At 68.6% G+C, this 18,422-nt stretch carries 19 protein-coding genes; 4 read left to right on the top strand and 15 right to left on the bottom strand.

What is annotated here, in order from left to right; all coding sequences use genetic code 11:
- Nucleotide 1: 1 nt before the first annotated feature.
- Genes ACFU5V_RS27865 through ACFU5V_RS27845 form a run of 5 tightly spaced genes read right to left on the bottom strand, consistent with a single transcriptional unit; the run spans nt 2 to nt 6,458 of the window.
- Nucleotides 2-1,519, bottom strand: coding sequence for a sugar ABC transporter ATP-binding protein (locus ACFU5V_RS27865; protein WP_378703128.1), 1,518 nt, complete (start codon nt 1,517-1,519; stop codon nt 2-4).
- On the bottom strand, nt 1,516-2,544 hold the full coding sequence (locus tag ACFU5V_RS27860) for an ABC transporter permease (RefSeq protein WP_378703127.1): 1,029 nt from the start codon (nt 2,542-2,544) through the stop codon (nt 1,516-1,518). The genes ACFU5V_RS27865 and ACFU5V_RS27860 overlap by 4 nt, the downstream gene beginning before the upstream one ends.
- A gap of 45 nt (nt 2,545-2,589) precedes the next feature.
- The gene (locus tag ACFU5V_RS27855) at nt 2,590-3,699 is read right to left on the bottom strand and encodes a sugar ABC transporter substrate-binding protein (protein WP_378703126.1); all 1,110 of its coding nucleotides are present in this window, start codon (nt 3,697-3,699) and stop codon (nt 2,590-2,592) included.
- On the bottom strand, nt 3,696-4,883 hold the full coding sequence (locus tag ACFU5V_RS27850; RefSeq protein WP_378703125.1) for an acyl-CoA dehydrogenase family protein: 1,188 nt from the start codon (nt 4,881-4,883) through the stop codon (nt 3,696-3,698). Before ACFU5V_RS27850 ends, ACFU5V_RS27855 begins: the two co-directional genes overlap by 4 nt.
- Before the next feature lie 12 nt (nt 4,884-4,895).
- The gene (locus tag ACFU5V_RS27845; protein WP_378703124.1) at nt 4,896-6,458 is read right to left on the bottom strand and encodes a CoA-transferase; all 1,563 of its coding nucleotides are present in this window, start codon (nt 6,456-6,458) and stop codon (nt 4,896-4,898) included.
- A gap of 82 nt (nt 6,459-6,540) precedes the next feature.
- Between ACFU5V_RS27845 and ACFU5V_RS27840 the strand changes: the two genes are divergently transcribed.
- Nucleotides 6,541-6,672 carry a hypothetical protein gene (locus ACFU5V_RS27840; RefSeq protein WP_378703123.1) on the top strand — a complete coding sequence of 44 codons (132 nt, stop codon included), beginning with the start codon at nt 6,541-6,543 and terminating at the stop codon, nt 6,670-6,672.
- 34 nt (nt 6,673-6,706) lie between these two features.
- Here the strand turns inward: ACFU5V_RS27840 and ACFU5V_RS27835 are convergent, their stop codons facing one another.
- From ACFU5V_RS27835 to ACFU5V_RS27815, 5 genes are all read right to left on the bottom strand, one after another.
- Nucleotides 6,707-7,720, bottom strand: a complete 1,014-nt coding sequence (locus ACFU5V_RS27835) for a LacI family DNA-binding transcriptional regulator (RefSeq protein WP_378703122.1) — start codon at nt 7,718-7,720, stop codon at nt 6,707-6,709.
- 101 nt (nt 7,721-7,821) lie between these two features.
- Nucleotides 7,822-8,874, bottom strand: a complete 1,053-nt coding sequence (locus tag ACFU5V_RS27830) for an alcohol dehydrogenase catalytic domain-containing protein (protein ID WP_378703159.1) — start codon at nt 8,872-8,874, stop codon at nt 7,822-7,824.
- Complete coding sequence (locus ACFU5V_RS27825; protein ID WP_378703121.1) at nt 8,871-9,905, bottom strand: Gfo/Idh/MocA family protein; 1,035 nt, start codon at nt 9,903-9,905, stop codon at nt 8,871-8,873. The genes ACFU5V_RS27830 and ACFU5V_RS27825 overlap by 4 nt, the downstream gene beginning before the upstream one ends.
- Nucleotides 9,902-11,254 carry an MFS transporter gene (locus tag ACFU5V_RS27820; RefSeq protein ID WP_378703120.1) on the bottom strand — a complete coding sequence of 451 codons (1,353 nt, stop codon included), beginning with the start codon at nt 11,252-11,254 and terminating at the stop codon, nt 9,902-9,904. The genes ACFU5V_RS27825 and ACFU5V_RS27820 overlap by 4 nt, the downstream gene beginning before the upstream one ends.
- 162 nt (nt 11,255-11,416) lie before the next feature.
- A complete protein-coding gene (locus ACFU5V_RS27815; RefSeq protein WP_378703119.1) occupies nt 11,417-11,842 on the bottom strand; it encodes a pyridoxamine 5'-phosphate oxidase family protein in 426 nt (141 codons plus the stop codon).
- 152 nt (nt 11,843-11,994) lie between these two features.
- Between ACFU5V_RS27815 and ACFU5V_RS27810 the strand changes: the two genes are divergently transcribed.
- Both ACFU5V_RS27810 and ACFU5V_RS27805 read left to right on the top strand, forming a co-directional pair.
- Entirely contained in the window at nt 11,995-13,047 is a 1,053-nt protein-coding gene (locus ACFU5V_RS27810) for a Dyp-type peroxidase (protein ID WP_378703118.1), read from the top strand.
- On the top strand, nt 13,044-13,850 hold the full coding sequence (locus ACFU5V_RS27805) for a family 1 encapsulin nanocompartment shell protein (protein ID WP_378429770.1): 807 nt from the start codon (nt 13,044-13,046) through the stop codon (nt 13,848-13,850). Before ACFU5V_RS27810 ends, ACFU5V_RS27805 begins: the two co-directional genes overlap by 4 nt.
- 33 nt (nt 13,851-13,883) lie before the next feature.
- On the opposite strand, the gene ACFU5V_RS27800 is transcribed toward ACFU5V_RS27805, so the two are convergent.
- The 5 genes from ACFU5V_RS27800 to ACFU5V_RS27780 form a co-directional block, all read right to left on the bottom strand.
- On the bottom strand, nt 13,884-15,218 hold the full coding sequence (locus tag ACFU5V_RS27800) for a hypothetical protein (RefSeq protein WP_378703117.1): 1,335 nt from the start codon (nt 15,216-15,218) through the stop codon (nt 13,884-13,886).
- Nucleotides 15,215-15,577 (bottom strand): hypothetical protein, encoded by a 363-nt coding sequence (locus ACFU5V_RS27795; protein WP_378703116.1) that lies wholly within the window; start codon nt 15,575-15,577, stop codon nt 15,215-15,217. Before ACFU5V_RS27795 ends, ACFU5V_RS27800 begins: the two co-directional genes overlap by 4 nt.
- Nucleotides 15,578-15,772, bottom strand: a complete 195-nt coding sequence (locus tag ACFU5V_RS27790) for a hypothetical protein (protein ID WP_378429767.1) — start codon at nt 15,770-15,772, stop codon at nt 15,578-15,580. It lies immediately after the preceding gene.
- A complete protein-coding gene (locus tag ACFU5V_RS27785) occupies nt 15,769-17,619 on the bottom strand; it encodes a hypothetical protein (RefSeq protein WP_378703115.1) in 1,851 nt (616 codons plus the stop codon). Before ACFU5V_RS27785 ends, ACFU5V_RS27790 begins: the two co-directional genes overlap by 4 nt.
- Before the next feature lie 81 nt (nt 17,620-17,700).
- On the bottom strand, nt 17,701-17,856 hold the full coding sequence (locus ACFU5V_RS27780; RefSeq protein WP_378703114.1) for a hypothetical protein: 156 nt from the start codon (nt 17,854-17,856) through the stop codon (nt 17,701-17,703).
- Nucleotides 17,857-17,881: 25 nt separating this feature from the next.
- Between ACFU5V_RS27780 and ACFU5V_RS27775 the strand changes: the two genes are divergently transcribed.
- Nucleotides 17,882-18,394: a CGNR zinc finger domain-containing protein gene (locus ACFU5V_RS27775; RefSeq protein WP_378429764.1), complete on the top strand. Its 513-nt coding sequence runs from the start codon at nt 17,882-17,884 to the stop codon at nt 18,392-18,394.
- The last annotated feature ends 28 nt before the right edge of the window (nt 18,395-18,422 follow it).

Raw genomic sequence — 18,422 nt, 5'->3', positions numbered from 1 at the left:
ATCACATCATCTTCTCGAGGAGTTGGAGTTTGCTGGGCGGGTTTCCGGGCGGCGAGTCGAACTCGGCGGTGATCTCACCGTCGCGCATCACGATCACGCGGTGGCCGAGGCCGATCGCCTCGTCCAGGGTGTCGGCGAGCACCAGAATCGACACTCCCCGCTCGGACAGGTCGCGGAACAGGGCGTACAGGTCTTCCTTCGCGCCGATGTCGAGCCCGCGGGTGGGGTGGTCGAGCACCAGCACCTTCAGGCCGTCGCCCAGGATCCACTTGGCGACCACGGCCTTCTGCTGGTTGCCGCCCGACAGTCGCGCGATGTCGGCGTCGGGGTCGGCGGGCCGGATGCCGAGTCTGTCGATCCAGGTGCGCGCCGTCTCCTGCACCCGGGCGCCGGAGGAGATGCGGCCGCCGCCCGCCTTCACCGGATGCACCGTCGCGATATTCTGTGCGACGGTCGCCCCGGCGATCATGCCCTCGACGCGACGCTCGGCCGGAACGTACGCGACACCGGAGCGCACGGCGTCCGCGGGTGATCCCGGCGCCGAACGCTGCCCGTCGATCTCGACGGTTCCGGAGTCGACGGGGACGGCGCCGAACACGGCGCGGGCCACCTCCTCGCGGCCGGAGTCGACCACCCCCACCACCGACACGATCTCGCCGGCGTGGACGTCGAGCGAGACGTCCGTCGCCTTGCCGCCACACGTGAGATTGCGGACCGACAGCGTCGGCGTTCCGGTCCGGGGGACGGCGCGCTTGCGCTCCGACGAGTAGATCTCCTCGGCCGCACCCTTCCCGATCATCAGCTGGTACAGCTCGGATTCGGTTGCCGCCGAAGCGATTCTCTCGCCGACCACCTTGCCGTCGCGCAGCACGTACACGCGGTCGGAGAAGCGGAGAACCTCGTCGAGGCGGTGCGAGACGAAGATGACGGAGCCGCGTTCCTTGAGGGCGGCGACCCGGCGGTGGAGCACCTCGACGTCCTCGGGTTCGAGCACCGACGTCGGCTCGTCGAGGATGAGCAGCGGCGGGTGTTCGGACTGCCTGGACGCGACGGCGCGCGCCACCTCCACCATCTGGCGCTGCGCGAAACCGAGCGTCTCGGTGAGTACACCCGGGTCGACGGTCGACTCCACCACCGACAGCATCTCCTGGGCACGGGCCCGGATCCGGCGCCGGCGCAGGAATCCGCCACGGGCGGTGTCGCCTTCGTGCCCGAGGATCAGGTTCTGGCCGACGGTGAGGTTCGGCAGCAGCGACTGTTCCTGGTGCACCACCCCGATTCCGTGGTCGGCCGCGTCGGCCGGGCTCGACAAGCTCACGTCGCGCCCGCCGAGCACCATCCGGCCGCCGTCCTGCCGGTGTACTCCCGCGAGAATCTTGAGCAGCGTGGACTTTCCGGCGCCGTTCTCGCCGATCAGTCCCACCACCTCGTTCGGGGCGATGGACAGGCTCACGTCGTCGAGGACGGTGTTGGGTCCGAATTTCTTCGTGACGTTGCGGAGTTCCAGGAGCGATGTCATTTCACGACCCTCAATCGACTGCGGGCGGGCCACCCGGTGGCGATCACCGCGACCACGATGATGAGTCCCTGCGCGCCCTGCTGGATGTACGGGCTGGCGCCCGAGAGAAGCAGTCCGTTGCCGAGGACCACGAGGAGCAGCACGCCCACCAGGGAGTGCAGCGGCCCACCGCGCCCGCCGGACAGCAGGGTGCCGCCGACGACCACCGCGGACAGGGTGAGGAACAGGCTTCCCGATCCGACGCTCACGTCGCCGACGCCGAGCCGGATCGTGGCCAGCACTCCCCCGAGCCCGGAGAGGACTCCGGCCACCGCGAACAGGATGATCTTGGTGCGCCCGACCGGGACGCCCGCCAGGCGGCTGGTGGCCTCGTCGCCGCCGATCGCGTAGGTGTGCATACCGAGCCGGGTCTTCGTGCACAGCAGCACCGTCACGGCGACGGCGGCGAGCGCGAACACCACGACGACGGGAAGTCCGAGCAAGTGGCCGCCCGCCCAGGCGGCGAGCGTCGGGTCGGCGAGTTGGGGGGTGGCGGTGCCGAAGAGCACGGTGGCGACACCGAGCCCGACGAACCAGGTTCCCAGTGTGACGAGGAAGGACGGCACCCGGGCGAAAACGTGCAGGACGCCGTTGGCCACCCCGAACAGCAGACCGACGCCCAGCGCGATCAGGACCGCGAGGAGTCCGAGGTCGTTGCCGTTGACGCTGTTCGCGGCGAGCAGGACGAACGTCAGCCCGCTGGCCGCCATCACGCCCTCGATGGACAGGTCCACGCCGCCTACCAGGACCACCAGCGTGGCGCCCATCGCGAGGATCACGGGAATGGCGGCCTGCTCCACGATCGCCATCGCATTGCTCGCCGTCGCGAACCCGGGAGCCAGTGCGGCGAACACGGCGCACAGTCCGAGCAGGGCGGTGAGCGGGCCTGCGGTGGACAGCAACCGGCGCACGCGGGGTCGTGTGGCGCGCACGGGCAGGGCGGGATCGGGAGTCGTCACCTCCCCCGTCATTTCGGTCGTCGACATCGTCACTCCTTCGGAAGGTTGTGTGGTTCGTGAATGGTGAGGGGGTTACCGCGCCACCGGACCGGTGATGCGGGAGAAGGGATCCTGCACGGACCGCACGATCTCCTCGTCACTCGGCACGGTGCGGAACCGGTCGACGTTGCTCGCGGTGATCAGCGACTGGTCGACGTAGAATTCCCGGTTCTCGCGGGGCAGCGACGCGACGTCGATGTCCCCGGTCATGGCCTGGTAGCAGATGGCGAGTCCCATCGCGCCGTTGAAGTAGGGGTCGGTCGTGTAGGTGGAGAGCAGTTCGCCGTCGGCGATGGCGCCCAGCCCTTCCGGGGTGGCGTCCGCGGCGCTGGCGATCTTGATCTCGCCCGCCCGGCCCGCTTCACGCACCGCCTGCAGTGCGCCGAGGGCCATGGAATCGGTTGCGGCCCAGATCCCGTTCACCTGGTCGCCGTATTTGTTGAGCAGGGTCTGCGTGGTGGTGTACGCCTTGTTGCGGTCGAAGTCGGCGGGCTGGTCGTCGAGCAGCGTGATGCCGGACTGCCCGTCCATGGCCTGCTGGAAGCCCTGGAACCGGGTCTGGCTGATCTCGTTGGCGAGCAGTCCCTGCAGCGCGATCACGCCGCCGGTGCCGCCGAGCGAGTCGACGAGCGCCTTCCCCGTGTCGGCGCCCTGCTGGACACCGTCGTACGCGACGTAGGACGCCCACCCGTTGCCGACGTCCCAGGGGTGCAGGTCCGAGGGCTTGCTCCACTGGGTGACCGCGCACCCGCCGCTGTTCTGCACGGCACGCACGATCGCCGGGGTGTCGGCGCTCGTGTTCGGATTGATGTTGAGCAGGACGGTCTTTCCCGCGGCGAGGACCGACTGCAACTGCGACAGCGCGTTCTGCGAGTCGCCGCCGTAGACGATCACCTTCAGTTCGATCCCCAGCGATTCGGCGTACGCGCGGCTGCCCTGCACCCACGCGGCCTCGTACGGGTTGGTCAGCGACCGGACCTCGGAGACCATCACCATGTCGCCGCGGTCGACGGTGGCGCCGTCCCGCTCGGTCCGTTCCGATCCCGTCGAGCAGGCGACGGCGGAACTCGCCATGACGGAGACGGCCGCGGCAACGCCGACGGCCCGGACTGCCGCCCTGACCGATCGGTTCGCCGGTGTCATCGTTCGTCCGATCCGGTGCCCGCGGCACCCTTCAGCACGGCCCGGCTGATGATGAGCCGCTGCATTTCGCTGGTGCCTTCGTAGATCTTCGTGATGCGCGCGTCGCGGTACAGGCGCTCCACCTCGTACCCGCGGATGAAGCCGTTGCCGCCGAACACCTGCACGGCGGCGTCGGCGTGGCGCACGCATCCCTCTGACGCGTACAGCTTCGCCATCGAGCAGAGCGTCTCGGCGTCCGCCGCTCCGGTGTCGAGGGCTCGCGCCGCCTCGACCGACAACGCGGTGCCGGCCCGCAGTTCGGTGGCCACGGTGGCGAGGGAGAACGAGATGCCCTGGTTGGCGGAGATCGGCTTGCCGAACTGGCTGCGGTCGAGGGACTGCCGGGTGGCGGCGTCCAGTGCGGCGCGGCTGATGCCGAGGCTCAGTCCCGAGATCCCGAGACGGCCCTTGGCCAGCACCTTCATCATGTAACCGAACGCCTTGCCCTCCTCGCCGAGGAGGGAGTCGGACGACAGCCGGACGGAGTCGAACACCAGCCCGCCGACCTGGGACGCCCGCTGACCCATCTTGTGTTCGTGGTAGGCGCGGCTGACGCCGGGCTGGTCGACATCCACCAGGAACACCGAGATGCCGCCGCGCTTCCCCAGTTCGGGATCGGTGACGGCGAGGACGACCGCGAAGTCCGCGACCGGGGCGTTGTGGATGTAGATCTTCTCGCCGCTGAGCACCCAGTCGTCGCCGCTGCGCACCGCCCGCGTGGTGATCGACCCGAGGTCGGATCCGGAGCCCGGCTCGGTGAGCGCGTAGGCGCAGCGCTTCTCGGCGGAGAGCATCGGGCGCAGGTACTGCTCCTGCTGCTCGGGGGTGCCGTAACTGCCGAGCAGGCTGCCGAGGATCTCGACGAGCCCGCACTGGTCGGCCACCGACGCATAACCGTAGGACAGCGACTCCATGACGAACAGGTAATCGAGGGCGGTGCCGCCGAATCCGCCGAGCTTCTCGGGCACGGTGATGCCGAAGAGCCCGATCTTGCCCATCTCGGCGTAGATCTCTTCGGGGAATCGTTCGGTCTCGTCCAGTTCGGTGGCGACCGGCCGGATCCGTTCGTCGACGAACTCCGCGACGAGCTTGCGTTCGTCGGTTCCGAGCACGGACGACGGAATGACACTGTTTCCGGTGGGCATGTGGTTCTCTCCTCAGATCTCTACGGCGACGGGGGCGAACAGCCCCGCGTCCATCCGGCGTGGGTTCTTGATGATCGGACGGAATCCCATGTGCGGCAGAATGTCCCGATCGATGTCGATTCCGGGTGCGACCTCGGTGAGTTCGAGGCCGTCCCGGGTGAGCACGAAGACGGCGCGTTCGGTGACGTACACCGCCTCGCGTCCCTCACGGACGGCGAGAGCGCCGGAGTAGGTGACCTGGTCGACGCGGTCGACGAACTTCGGCACCGACCCTTCCCGCCGGATCACCAGTTCTCCCCCGACGATCTCGATATCCAGTCCGCGCGCGGTGAACGTTCCGCAGAACACGGCGCGCGGCGAGTTCTGGGAGATGTCGATGAATCCGCCCGGTCCGACGATGCCGCCGCCGATCTTGCTGACGTTGACGGCGCCGGTGACATCGACCTCGGCCATACCCAGGCAGCTGACGTCGAGCAATCCGCCCGAGAACAGGTCGAACTGGGTGGTCGACGAGTGCACGACCTTCGGTCCTCGCGCGGCCCCGAACAGGTCACCGGAGACGGGGATGCCGTCGATCAGCCCCTGCTCGATGGCGAGGGTGACGTCGTCCAGGCGATCCTGTTCGGCGAGCGCGTCCACGACCAGGGCGGACACCCCGAAGCCGACGTTCAGGACGTCGCCGTCCCGGACCTCGGAGGCGGCCCGCCGGGCGATCAGCATGCGGATGGGGTCGTGCTCCGTCGCGCCGAAGCCGGCATTCGCCGCGTCGCCGGACAGTTCCGGGTCGAATTCGCCTGCGTACGTCTGCCATTGGGCCGGCGCGTGGACCACGTCGTCCACCAGGACCGCCGGGATGTGCACGAGCCGCGGATCGATCGGCCGGTCCAGCAGGTTCTTCACCTGGACGATGACCCGGCCGCCGCAGGCCTTCGCCGCCTGGGCGACGGCCAGCGCGTCGAGCTGCGCGGCCTCCCTCGAGCACGTGACGTTGCCGGACGGGTCGATGGAATCGCCGCGGACGATGGCCACGTCGACGGGAAACGGCTTGTAGCGCAAGTACTCACGACCGTCCAGCGTGAGGAGTTCGACGAGGTCCTCGGTGGCGGACGGGGTGAACTTGCCGCCACCGTGCCGCGGGTCGACGAACGTGTCGAGGCCGGTGGCGGTAACGAGGCCGGGCCGGCGCGCGCCGATCTCCCGCAGCAGCTGACTGATCGCGCCGCCGGGCCACGCGTACGCCTCGATCTCGTCGTTGCGGACGAGTTCGATCATCGTCGGCGACCACGTCCAGTGCCCGCCGATGACCCGCTTGATCATGCCCTTGTGCGCGAGGTGGTTGGTTCCGCGGCGCACCCGGTCACCGATGCCGAGGGCGTGCACGATCGTGAGGTCCCTCGGCGATCCGGTCGCGAGAAAGCACTCCTCCAGCGCCTTCAGCACGGTGTCCGGTTCGAGGATTCCGCCGCCCGAACCGGTGAGCGCGATCGTCGATCCCGGCGCGATGCCGCTCACGGCTCGTGTGGCGGTGGTCGGTGTCCAGCGCCTCGCCGCGGCACCCGTTCCCGGCTGTGTCATATCCGCTCCTGTAAATGCTTACATCTTGCCAATCGGTTCATGAACGCCATGTACCTCGTGTATTGACACACTATAGTGTGAGATGAACAACATCAAGAAAGCGATTACAGAAAGTTTCCGAGATCTGTCCGGCGACCGGAAACAACACGATTCACCGACGATTGTCGCGTCGGCCTGCTTCACCGCACCGACGCAGCACTGTGCGCCGGGGTGACATGGACGATCGGCGGTTCGGCCGCCGATCCGGCTCAGCTCGGGACGGGGCCGGTCGACTCGCGAATGACGACGTTCGCGGAGATCAGCGGCGGAGAAGTGGTGGTCTCGTTGTTCAGGGCGGCACGCATCAGCGACCACGCCTGGTCGCCCAGGTCGATCTTCGGGCTCACCACCGTGGTCAGGCGCGGCGCCAGGTGGCGCGCCATGTCGATGTCGTCGAACCCGGTGACCGAAATATCCTCGGGGACACGGAGTCCCCGCTCCCGCAGTTTCGAGATGACGCCGAGCGCGGTCAGGTCGTTGAAGCACACGAGAGCGGTCGGCTCGTGCGTGAGCGCTTCCTCCACCACGTCGTAGCCACCCTCGATGGTCCCGTCGGACGGCACCGCCGTCGCCTCGATCCCGAGCACCTTCGCCATTTCGATGGCCCGCCACCGCTCACGGTTCTGCCAGGCCAGGTCCGAGCCCTTGACGTAGACGATCCGGCGGTGGCCGAGCTTCGCGAGGTGCCCGCACAGCTCCATCATCGGGGTGAAGTTGTCGACCGCGACCATGGGGAGATCGACCCCCAGCTCCACCCGGTTGACGAGCAGAACGGGAGTCGATTGCCTGGCGAGCTCCTTCAGCCCGCTCGTCGGGATCCTCGACGAGAGCAGCACGAGACCGTCGACCTGGCCGAGCAGGTCGAGGGCGGTGGCGAGTTCGTCGGCCGCGTCACCGGAGTAGTCGGCGACGAGCATGCGGTATCCGTCGGCGGTGGCGCCGTGGTGCATCTGCTTGACGACGTCGAAGAAGTACGCGTTGGCCAGGTCGGGCAGGATCACGCCCATGTTTCTCAGCGACCCGAGGACGAGTCCGCGGGCGGCGCTACTGGGCCGGTAGGACAGCTCCTCGGCGACCTTGTGGACCCGGGCCGCGAGGTCCGGGGTCACCGACGAGCTGCCGCTCATGACGCGGGAGACGGTGGCGATCGAGACGCCGGCGGCCTTCGCTACGGTGTTGATCGTAACGCGACGGCTCGCGGGCACCCGGGTCTGATCAGCCATCGTTACCTCTGCATCTCTCGTCGCCATCGCCACCGTCCACCCAGCACAGGGTGGAAACGCTTACAGCGTAGCGCGAAGGAAGCCACGGATCACGCGGACGCTCACACCCCGTGCAACAACGCGCGCGTTCCGAGCAGTTTCCGCGACGTCAGCAGCACCTTGACGTGCCTGCTGCCGTTCGATTCGAGCTCCTCGACCGCGCGGCCGAAGTCGTCCAGCGCGAACGTCGCGGTGTGCAGCGGCGACGCGTCCACCTGCCCCGACTCGAGCAGTCCGGCCGCGTCGACGAAGTCCTGCCGCACGTAGTTCCGGCACGCCACGACGCACAGTTCGCGGGCGTAGAGCGCGCTGTAATCGAGCGTCACTTCGTGTCCGGGTTTCGCGGACGCGATCGCCACGTACCGGCCGCCCGGAGCGAGGACCCGCAACGCCAGCCGAGCGGATTCCTGGGAGCACACCGTGTCGTAGACGAGGTCGACCGATTCCGTCCGGTCCCGCAGCCAGCCCTCGAGCGCGTCGCCCGACTCCGTCGTGAAGTCGCTCATCCCGCACGCCAGGGCGGGCCGCTCCCGTTCGGTGTAGCGATCGACGCCGAGCACCCGGACGCCCCGGCTCCGGGCCACCAGCGTGGTCGCGAGACCGATCGCCCCGGTCCCGACGACCAGCGCCGTGTCCCCCGCCGACACGCCGCCGCGGCGGACGACGTGCACGCCGACCGCGAGCGGTTCGACGAGGGCCCCGAAACGGTCCAGCACCGCGTCGCTGACGGGCACGCACTGCGTCTCGGGGACGACGAATTCCTCACTGAAACACCCGCGCGGATCGGACAGCCCGAATACCCGGATACTCGGGCAGTTGTTGATCCTGCCGTCGCGGCAGGCGCGGCACCGGCCGCATCCCGTCGTCGGGTAGACCATCACCGCCTGCCCGACGGTGAGACTCGTGCCCGGGCCCACCCGCGACACGCGTCCGGCGCATTCGTGGCCCAGCACCGTGGGATACGCGGCGACGGCGTTGCGGCCACGCAGATGCGACAGGTCGCCGCCGCAGATCCCGGCCGAGTCGAGAGCCACGAGCACCTCCCCCTCGGCGGGTTCCGCCACGTCACCGCGGTCGAGGCGATACTCGTTCGGACCGTCGACCCGAATACTCAAGACTGACATGCACTTTCCCTTTCCTCGGAGACGATTTCCGGCGTCGTGCCTGCTGCGGCGGACCGGTAGGCGGCGTCGATCACCGACTGCACGCGCAACCCGGACCGGGCATCGGACAGCGGCGCCGCCCCCGCCGCCCAACTGGTGAAGACGTCCTCGTACAACGACCGGAACCACGCCGTCATCGACAGCGGGTCGGGTCCGGACGCATCGACGGACCCGTCGACGAGCGTGCGGGGATTGTCGTCGATCAGGACGAGCGAATCACCGGCCAGCCGAAGCTGTCCCGCGTCGCCGAAGAGGTGGATCGTCTCGGCGCCGCCCGGCCAGGACGCCGTGCTCGCCGTCACCGACGCCGCATTCGAGCCCTGGTCGATCAGCAGGTGGATCGTGTCCTCGGCCTCGAGCCGCCCACGGCTGGTGGAGGCAGCGGCCACGACACTGCGCGCCGGTCCGGTCAGCGACAGGTGGAGGTCGAGGGTGTGGATGGCCTGGGTGATCAGCACTCCGCCGCCGTCGCGCTCCCAGGTGCCGCGCCCGGCCTCCGCGTAGTAGGAGTCCGGCCGCCACAGCGGAACGGTGACGGTCGCCGAACGGAGCGTGCCGATCGTGCCGTCCGCCAGCAGTTGCCGCGCGCGGCGCGCCGCCTCCTTGTAGCGGTGCTGCAGCGTGACCGCGGCCCGGACACCGGTCCGCTCCGCCATGTCCACGATCGCCTGCGCATCGGACAACGAGGCCGCCAGCGGCTTGTCGATCACCAGGTCCAGACCGCGTTCGGCCAGCGCAGACGCGACCGCGAGGTGACTCGACGGCGGCGTGACCACCACCGCGGTGTCGGCGTCCAGGGCCGCGGCCGCGGCCGCGGCGAGACTCGGGAGAATCCGCGCCTCCGGTGCCAGCCTGCGGGCCGCAGCCGCCCTCGTCCCGTCGCGCGTCACCACACCGACGACGTCGGCGCCGACCGCCCGCAGGGCCGTGAGGTGCGCGGCGCTCGCGAGACCGGCGCCGACCACCACGACACGCCGGGTCACGACGCCGCCTCGACGGGGGTGCGCGCACCCACGCTCCGGCCGAGAGTCTCGGGGAGCAGGGCGATGCCGATCAGACCCACCACGCTCAGGCCCATGAGATAACTCGCGACGAGCCAGGGTGTTCCGCCCGCGACGGCAACGAGGGCCGTGGCGACCAGCGGGATCGTGCCGCCGACCACCGCGGCGGGGATCTCCCGGGAGATCGCGATACCGCTCCAGCGGATCTTGGTGGGGAACAGTTCGGAGAGCAGCGCGCCGCCCGGTCCGGACGTCGTGCCCTGGACGAGGCAGATACCGAGGATCAGCGCCAGCCCGACCATCCACGGCGACCGGGTGTCCAGCATCATGAACATCGGGAACGGGAAGACGATCCCGAAGACCGCGCCGGACAACAGGACCGGCTTGCGACCGATCCGGTCGGCGAGCCGGCCGAAGCCGAGGATGACCGGGATGGCGCAGAACTCGGCGACGATCAACCCGATCAGGGCCTGGGTGGAATCCACCCCGAGGGTCTTGGTCACGAACGACAGCGCGAAGACCTGCATGACGTATGCCCACGGAATCACGAAGCTGAACAGGGCCAGTCCGCACAGGATCTGCCGCCAGTGGTTGCGGACCGCGTCGACCAGCGGTGCACGGTCCACCTCACCGTGCTGGGCGGCCTCCTCGAACGCCGCCGTCTCGTTCACCTTCAGACGCAGGTACCCGGCGACGAGAACGATGACCGCGCTGGCCAGGAACGGAAGACGCCACCCCCAGGACAGGAAGAGGTCGTCGGGCATCAGCGTGAGCAACGCGAAGATCGCGGTGGCGCCGCCGGTTCCGACGTAGATCGCGGCCCCCGGATAGGCGCTGGAGAGCGCTCGCCGGGAGCTGTCGGTCGATTCGGTGACCATCGTGATCGCCCCGGCGAACTCGGCGCCCGCGCCTGCGCCCTGGAACAGGCGGAGGACGATCAGGAGAATCGGCGCCCAGATGCCGATCGCGTCCGCGGTGGGCAGTGCGCCGATCAGCGTCGTCGAGGCGCCCATCACGAGCAGGGTCATGAGGAGCATCGGCTTGCGGCCGATCCGGTCGCCGAAGTGCGCGAAGACCAGCCCACCGATCGGGCGGGCGCCGAGGCCGACGGCGAACGTCCCGAAGGCGGCCATCGTGCCGGCGAGGGATCCCGCCCCGGGGAAGTAGAGGGGCCCGAAGACGAGGGCGGCCGCGAGTCCGTAGAGCGTGAAGTCGTACCACTCGATCACGGTTCCCGCCGCGCTCGCCTTGATCACCCGGCGGCGTTGCTGCCCCGCCGACCCGTGCGGCACCGCGGTCGACCGCTCGGTGCCGAGTTCGGTCATGCCCATCGAGAACTCCTGACTGTGGAAAGGAACTGCCGGAACCCGACTACTATGACCCACGTCACCGAATTTGTAAACGCTTTCCCGCTCGCGCGACAGATCTCCCGTTCGCACAGTTCACAGCTGTATGCTCGATGTTTCCCAGCTACGTACGGTTAGATACCGCTTTCAGACGGCGCCCATGTCCGCCGACAGCCAGCGCTCGGGGCGGAGGTGGATAACGACCTGTTCTCCGAGTTCGGACCTGGCGAAGTCGAGGTAGGCGTCGACCTTGTCCGGCGCGAGGTAGCGCTCGGTGATCTCCCGCAGATGGGCGTCGGTTCCCGGTGCCGTTCGCGTCACCGCGCCTTCGACGGAGACGTACCGGACGGTGGGGTCGACTCGCTCGACCATCATCGTGAATCGCCCCGCCGCCTCGATCAGGCGCGCCTTCTCCGAACCGGCGCCGGTCAGTACCCACAGCTCACCTCCCGGGGCGTACTGATACCAGATCGGGACCGTCAGGGGTCCGCGGCTCTCACCGGCGGAGACCGACAGCGCCGCGATGTGCGGCTCGGACAGGAACTGTTCGCGCTCGGACACAGACAATGGCATGACCTCGACGATAGGAGCCCCCACCGACACATTCCGGCGGTCCGCGGCGGCACGCGGGCCGATCGAATGGAACCTGACGGTCCGAAACGGTTAGATGGGACCTGAGGTTCCGGACAGTGCAGCGTCGTACGTCGGAGTGAACGGAGACACAGATGCCAGGCCCAGTCGCGAGATTGGCACCCCAAGCAGTCCTCACTCCGCCCAGCCCTGCCTCCCTGTTCCTGGTTCTCGTCGCCGGCCCCTCCGACGAAGACCGCGCGACGGTGTGCGACGTGATCTCCGGCATCGACGGCCCGCTCAAGGCCGTGGGATTCCGCGAACTCGCGGGCTCCCTGTCCTGCGTGGTCGGTGTCGGTGCGGAGTTCTGGGACCGCGTTCGCGCGTCGTCGAAGCCGGCCCACCTGCACCCGTTCGTCCCGCTGTCCGGCCCGGCCCACAGCGCACCCTCCACACCCGGCGACGTCCTGTTCCACATCAAGGCCTCCCGCAAGGACCTGTGCTTCGAACTGGGCCGCCAGATCGTCTCCGCGCTGGGCTCCGCCGCCACCGTCGTCGACGAGGTGCACGGCTTCCGCTACTTCGATTCCCGCGACCTCCTCGGATTCGTCGACGGCACCGAGAATCCCACCGAAGACGGCGCATCCGACGCCGCGCTGATCGGCGACGAGGACCCCGACTTCCGGGGCGGCAGCTACGTGATCGTGCAGAAGTACCTTCACGACATGGAGGGGTGGAGCACGCTGAGCACCGAGGAACAGGAACGGGTCATCGGGCGCACCAAGCTCGACAACATCGAACTCGACGACGCCGTCCAGCCGAGCAACTCGCACGTCACCCTCAACAGCATCGTCGACGACGACGGCGTCGAGCACGAGATCCTGCGGGACAACATGGCATTCGGCAGCCTCGGCGAGGCCGAGTACGGCACCTACTTCATCGGGTACGCCAAGGATCCCGCCGTCACCGAACTGATGCTGCGGCGAATGTTTCTCGGCGAGCCACCCGGAAACTACGACCGCATCCTCGACTTCTCCACGGCGGCCACCGGCACGTTGTTCTTCGTGCCGAGCCGGGACGTGCTCGAATCGCTCGGCGACGCACCGGTCGTCGCGGAGTCTGTGCCCGAAGACCCGGTCGAGCCCGCCGCGGCCGACCCGTACGAACTGTCCCTGAAAATCGGTGGTCTCAAAGGAGTATCGCAATGAGTGATTCGAGCAATCTGCACCGCAATCTGGCACCCGTCACCGAGGCGGCCTGGCAGCAGATCGGCGAAGAGGCCACCCGCACGTTCAAGCGCCACGTCGCGGGCAGGCGCGTGGTCGACGTCGCGGGACCGTTCGGATACTCCTATTCGGCCCACAACCTCGGCCGGGTCAACCCGATCAAGGCGTCCGACAGCAGGATCCGCGCCCAGCAGCGGCAGGTCGACCCGCTCGTCGAACTCCGGTTCCCGTTCACCCTGAGCCGCGCCGAGGTCGACGACGTCGCCCGCGGTTCCCTCGACTCCGACTGGCAGCCCGTCAAGGACGCCGCGAAGGCGGTCGCATTCGCGGAAGACCAGTCGATCTTCCAGGGATTCGACGAGGCGGGCATCCGCGGACTCGGACCGTCCAGCGACAACCCGGTTCTCAGTCTTCCGGAGGATCCGCTGCTGATCCCCGACGCCGTCGCCTCCGCACTGTCGGCGCTGCGACTCGCCGGAGTCGAGGGACCGTACTCGGTGGTCCTCGACGCCGACGCGTACACCGCGGTCAGCGAGACCCGCGACGAGGGGCATCCGGTGTTCCACCACCTGCGCGACCTGGTCACCGGCGACATCATCTGGGCCCCCGCGATCAGCGGCGGGTACGTGCTGTCCACGCGTGGTGGCGACAACCAGCTGACCCTCGGCACGGACCTGTCGATCGGCTATGACAGCCACACCGCCGACGACGTCACGCTCTACCTCGAGGAAACGTTCACGTTCGCCTCGCTCACCGCGGAGGCGGCAGTCGTTCTCGCACGCTGACGCACACTGCCCGCTGACGCAGACTGGGGGCCGTCAGCCACCGAACAGCAGGTACAGCCCACCGAACGTGTACGTGACCATGGTGAGCAGAAGTGCCAGCTGCCCGGTCAGCTGATGGCCCCGTGGCAGGAGCCGTACCGATTTGTCATGTGCCGCAATCACTCCCAGTACGTGCCCGGCGAGGACGAACAGCACCTTGATCGACGCCGAGGCGGCGGGGTGTTCGGACAGCACGTACCAGACCTCGGCGTCGCCGAGCCCCAGCGGGTTCCATCCCCGCCCCAGCGGGTCGGCCAGCAGGATCACCGTCGCCTGCCCCTTCTCCACCAGATACGTCAGGTAGTGCGCGAAGACGTAGCCGATGATGATCGGGATCAGCGAATGCGACAGCAGTCCCGGGAGAGCGGCGCGCTGCTCGGGCCGCAGTCCCCCCGCGGCCCGCGAGGCCACCCAGAACGACACGCCGACGAAGCCGACGAAGACCAGGAGCCCAGCCGTCCGCGCGAGGGTGGCGCCGATCGGGGAACCGATCCCGTCCATCAGACGCGACCACCAGGGGAACGCCGAGAAACTGTCGAAGGCCGTGGACCCCAGCAGGGTTGCCATCAACGCGACCGAGCCGGCCCGCACTGGCATCGACCCCAGGTGATCCAGCGGGTTGCGCAGCACGATCCGTCCATTGCTCCGATCGCGGCTCAGCGGAGACAACCGGGACGCCAGCGTGCTGTACACCTCGAACGGGTCGCCCCGCTCGCACCAGCGCTCGCCGCACACGAACGCACCGGCGGCCGTGATCACGGCGTACACCAGCAGCCACGTGCGCACCGCGGCCACGGAACCCGGGTCGCCGGAGGCGAGTTCCAGCCAGACGAAGGCGAACAATCCCGCGACCGCGGGCCAGTATCCCCACGAGTTGCGGTACCGCGCATCATGTTCCGCCGGTGAGCGGCCGGTCGCCGCGCACACCGACCGGTGCACGGTGCGGACCGGGGACAGCACCCGCCAGACCGGCCCGAACACCAGCGACGCCGCGACCAGCCCCACCCAGAGCAGCACGTAGAACACGCCCGGCAATGCGTTCTCCGACGATTCCGAGGGCCCGAAGAAGGCCGCGAGGGCCACCCACACCGCGAACACCAGACCGACCGCAGCCAGCACGTTCCGCGTGACCGGAGCGTCGGCGAACCGGGTCACCCAGCCGGGCAGCCTGCGCCCCGGGTTGTCCGGATCCAGCTTCGGGGTGCGCCACGCGAACGCGAGCACCACGAAGGAGACCGTGAGCGCCCAACTCGCCCCGACCAGCGCATACGTGAACGGGATGGGAAGGTCGGTGGATCCGCCGAGACCGTGCGCGAGAACAGCGGTCATGGACGCACGAGCAGGGTGGCCACCGTCTTACCCGTGTCGTGCAACTCCACCGCCACCTGGCCTGGAACGTCGACGGAGAACTGGGTTTCCTGTGTTCCGGGGTGAATCTCGAACGAGTGCTCCGGGACGGCGTGCACGTGCAACTCGTCGTCGGCGTCGCTGTCGATCCGCACCGTGACGGTCTCCCCCACCGTGGCCTCGATGCGTTCGTTGCCTGGTGTGACCGTGCCGTTCTCGATGACGACGTCGATCACGATGCCGTCCTCCGTGGGCGGTGTGTCGTCGTCGCCTCCGCAGCCCGACACCAGGGCGGCGACGACAGCGGGTACGACGACAATTCCGGCCAACCGCCTGATCACCTAGATCTCCTCTTCGTTCTCGCTCGGGCCGTGCTTCGCGTTCTCGGCGTTCTCGGCGGCTTCCGCCTTGCGGTCCCGGACCGCCAGGTAGATGACCAGCCCGGCCACCAGGAACGCGGGGACGAACGCCGGAATCGCCAGCAGCACCGAATGATCGGCGAGGTAGACGACGTCCGGATCGTGCACCGGGTTCATGTCACCGTCACGTCCTCGCGGGTGCCGGTGGCCGCCTGCCCCTGCGTGTACTTGCTGATCCGGCCCGCTCCCCACGCCAGCGCGGTGATCAGCGCCAGGGTGCACACGAGCACCACCAGCGATGCGGCGCCGAACAGCCAGGACGGGTGGTCGAAATTCCGCTCCCGCTGCAGGATGGTGATCTCCGGGACGAAGTCGCGGGTCGAGGACGCGACGGCGGGCAGTTCCTCCGCGCCGATGCCCGGGTCGCTGGGCAGGTAGATCGGGACGGCCGTCATGGTGCGCCCGTCCTGCACCCGCAGCAACGTCTTCCACGTTCCGTGGACCGGGACCGGTTCGTGCGTCCGGTAGGTGCCGGGCCCGGTGCGTTCGAGCCGGTCGACCGTGAAACCGTTGCCCAGTCCGGGACCGCCCTGCCAGGACAGGATGGACACCCATTCGGGATTCTCGCCGGCGAGGTCGGGCGGGTCGATGCGCACCTCCGCGTCGACCATGCGGCCGCCGTCCGGAGCGGCCTCCGTGAGAGCGATCGTCGCGGTGGCCTTGTCCGGGACCGTGGCGACGAGGCCGTTGGCCGTGGCGCCGGCGATCACCACGACGGTGGCGACGACGATGGTGCGGCTGACCGCGGGGCGTGGAAGACCCTCGGAGCGGAGCACCCGCCCGAGCAGCGCGCCGCAGGCTCCGGCCGCGACGCCGACGGGCACGGCCATGGCCAGCGCCTCCGGCCACATGCTGGTGGGCCAGGGGTAGATGTACACGGCGTCGATCCACAGCGACTCGAGCCACAGCCCGACCGTCGCGACGAGGAGTCCGCCGACGGCCCCGAACGCCACCCGATTCCTGATCAGCGGTGTCAGCGCGAGCAATTCGATCACCACGGCGGCGCCGAGGCACAGTTCGAACACGTTGGTGGGGGCACCGAGAACCGGTCCGACGATCAGCGCCGTGATCGCGCGCACGACACCCGCCACCGCCACGGCCACGATCGCCGCGAACGGTCCGAGAACGATGCGCGCCGCCACCAGGGTGAACGCGGCCGCACCGGCGATCATCATCGGTTGCAGGACCAGACGGAACTGTTCGACGCCGAAGTCGTATTCGATCTGGAACACGGACAGGCCGATGAGCAGACCGCCGAACGTGCCGCACCGCAGGAACCAGATGAGCCTGCTGTCCGGTTTCGCCTCACCGGACATCGCCATCCGGCCCTCGTAATCCAGCAGCAGCACACCGATCAGCGACAGTCCCGCACCACCGATCAGCATGAGGTGCGTCGGGCCCCACAGCGTGACGTCCTGGCCGAAGATGCGATGCCAGACGTCGTCGAGCGGGAACCCGATGAGGGCGTACAAACCAGCTCCGGCCACGAGGACGCCGCCGACCGGGACGTACCAGGTGCGGGTGATCTTGATCGCCGCCGGACCGGGTTTCTCGTCGCGCGGCAGGATCATCGCCAGCATTCCGGTGATGAACAGCAGGAACAGCCCGACGAGGATGAAGTAGTGCGCGGGGTTCGCGAGCGGCCCGTCGTCGCGGCCCCGCCCGATGTGCAGGCTGACGTCCCAGATGAAACCGAAGAATGCCGTCAGGATGGTCCCGACGAACGTCACCAGGGGCAGGGCCACCCACGGGGGCCGGTCGAGTGCGCGCGACGCGGCGTCGGCGATCGTCTGCAGCCACGTGATCTTGCGTGTGCGATGCAGGTACGCGATCCACAGCAGACCCACGGTGATGATCGCCGTCGCCACCGTGATTCCGACGATCTGGTCGAATGCCGCACCGCCACCCTCTCCGCCCGTTTGGGCAAGAATGAGTGAACTCGGAGTAACAGTAACTTGGCTCACGTGGTGATTATGTGCGCCTCGTGCCGAAAATGCCAGACCCTCGACCGGGAAACGGCGGTCCGTATACGAATCTATTCAGATCTACGACCGGACGTAGATATGGCTAGATTCCTCTAGCGATGCCTCGACCAGCGACAACTGCCACCGGCCGCACGCGCAGCCGAGATAGGTGACCACGCCCGTGCTCGTTCGATGCCGGGAGACTTCCTGCCAGTCGTGTTCGTGATGTTCGCTCATGCACCCAGCATGATGTAATGGCATTGTGCATCTCAACCCTTACGGGGAGTATGCGGTCACCCTCGCCGCCGACCTCGCGAATCACCCGCCCGATTCGACCGGCGAACTCGTCGACCGATGCGTCGACGCCGGCATCGTCGTCGACTTCCCCGTCACCGACGCCGACCTCACCGACGTGCTCGCCATGCTCGACCGGTGGTCGGCGATCGCCGACGCCACGAGCGACGAAGCCCGGGCCGAACAGGTCAACCTCCTGCTCACGAAAGCGTCCGCGTACCCGCGGCTGACCAACCACGCCGGCGACGGCTGGCACCTCCACTACCGCGACGACCAGCAGTCCCTCGCGGGCGTGCTCGAGGCGCTGTTCTCGGTCGGCACCGCGCTGCACCTCGTCGGGCGCGGCATGCACCGACTCGGCCGCTGCGCGCTCGAGGAGTGCACCGCCATCTACGCCGACACCTCGCGCAACGGCCGTCAGCGGTACTGCTCACCCAGGTGCGCGAACCGGGACGCCGTACGACGCCACCGAGCCCGCTGACCCGAGGTGCGAATCCTCCCCCGTGTAC

It is taken from the genome of Rhodococcus sp. NPDC057529 (genome assembly GCF_042802055.1).
Lineage (GTDB): Bacteria > Actinomycetota > Actinomycetes > Mycobacteriales > Mycobacteriaceae > Rhodococcus_F.
This window is presented reverse-complemented; position numbering and strand designations above follow the sequence as displayed.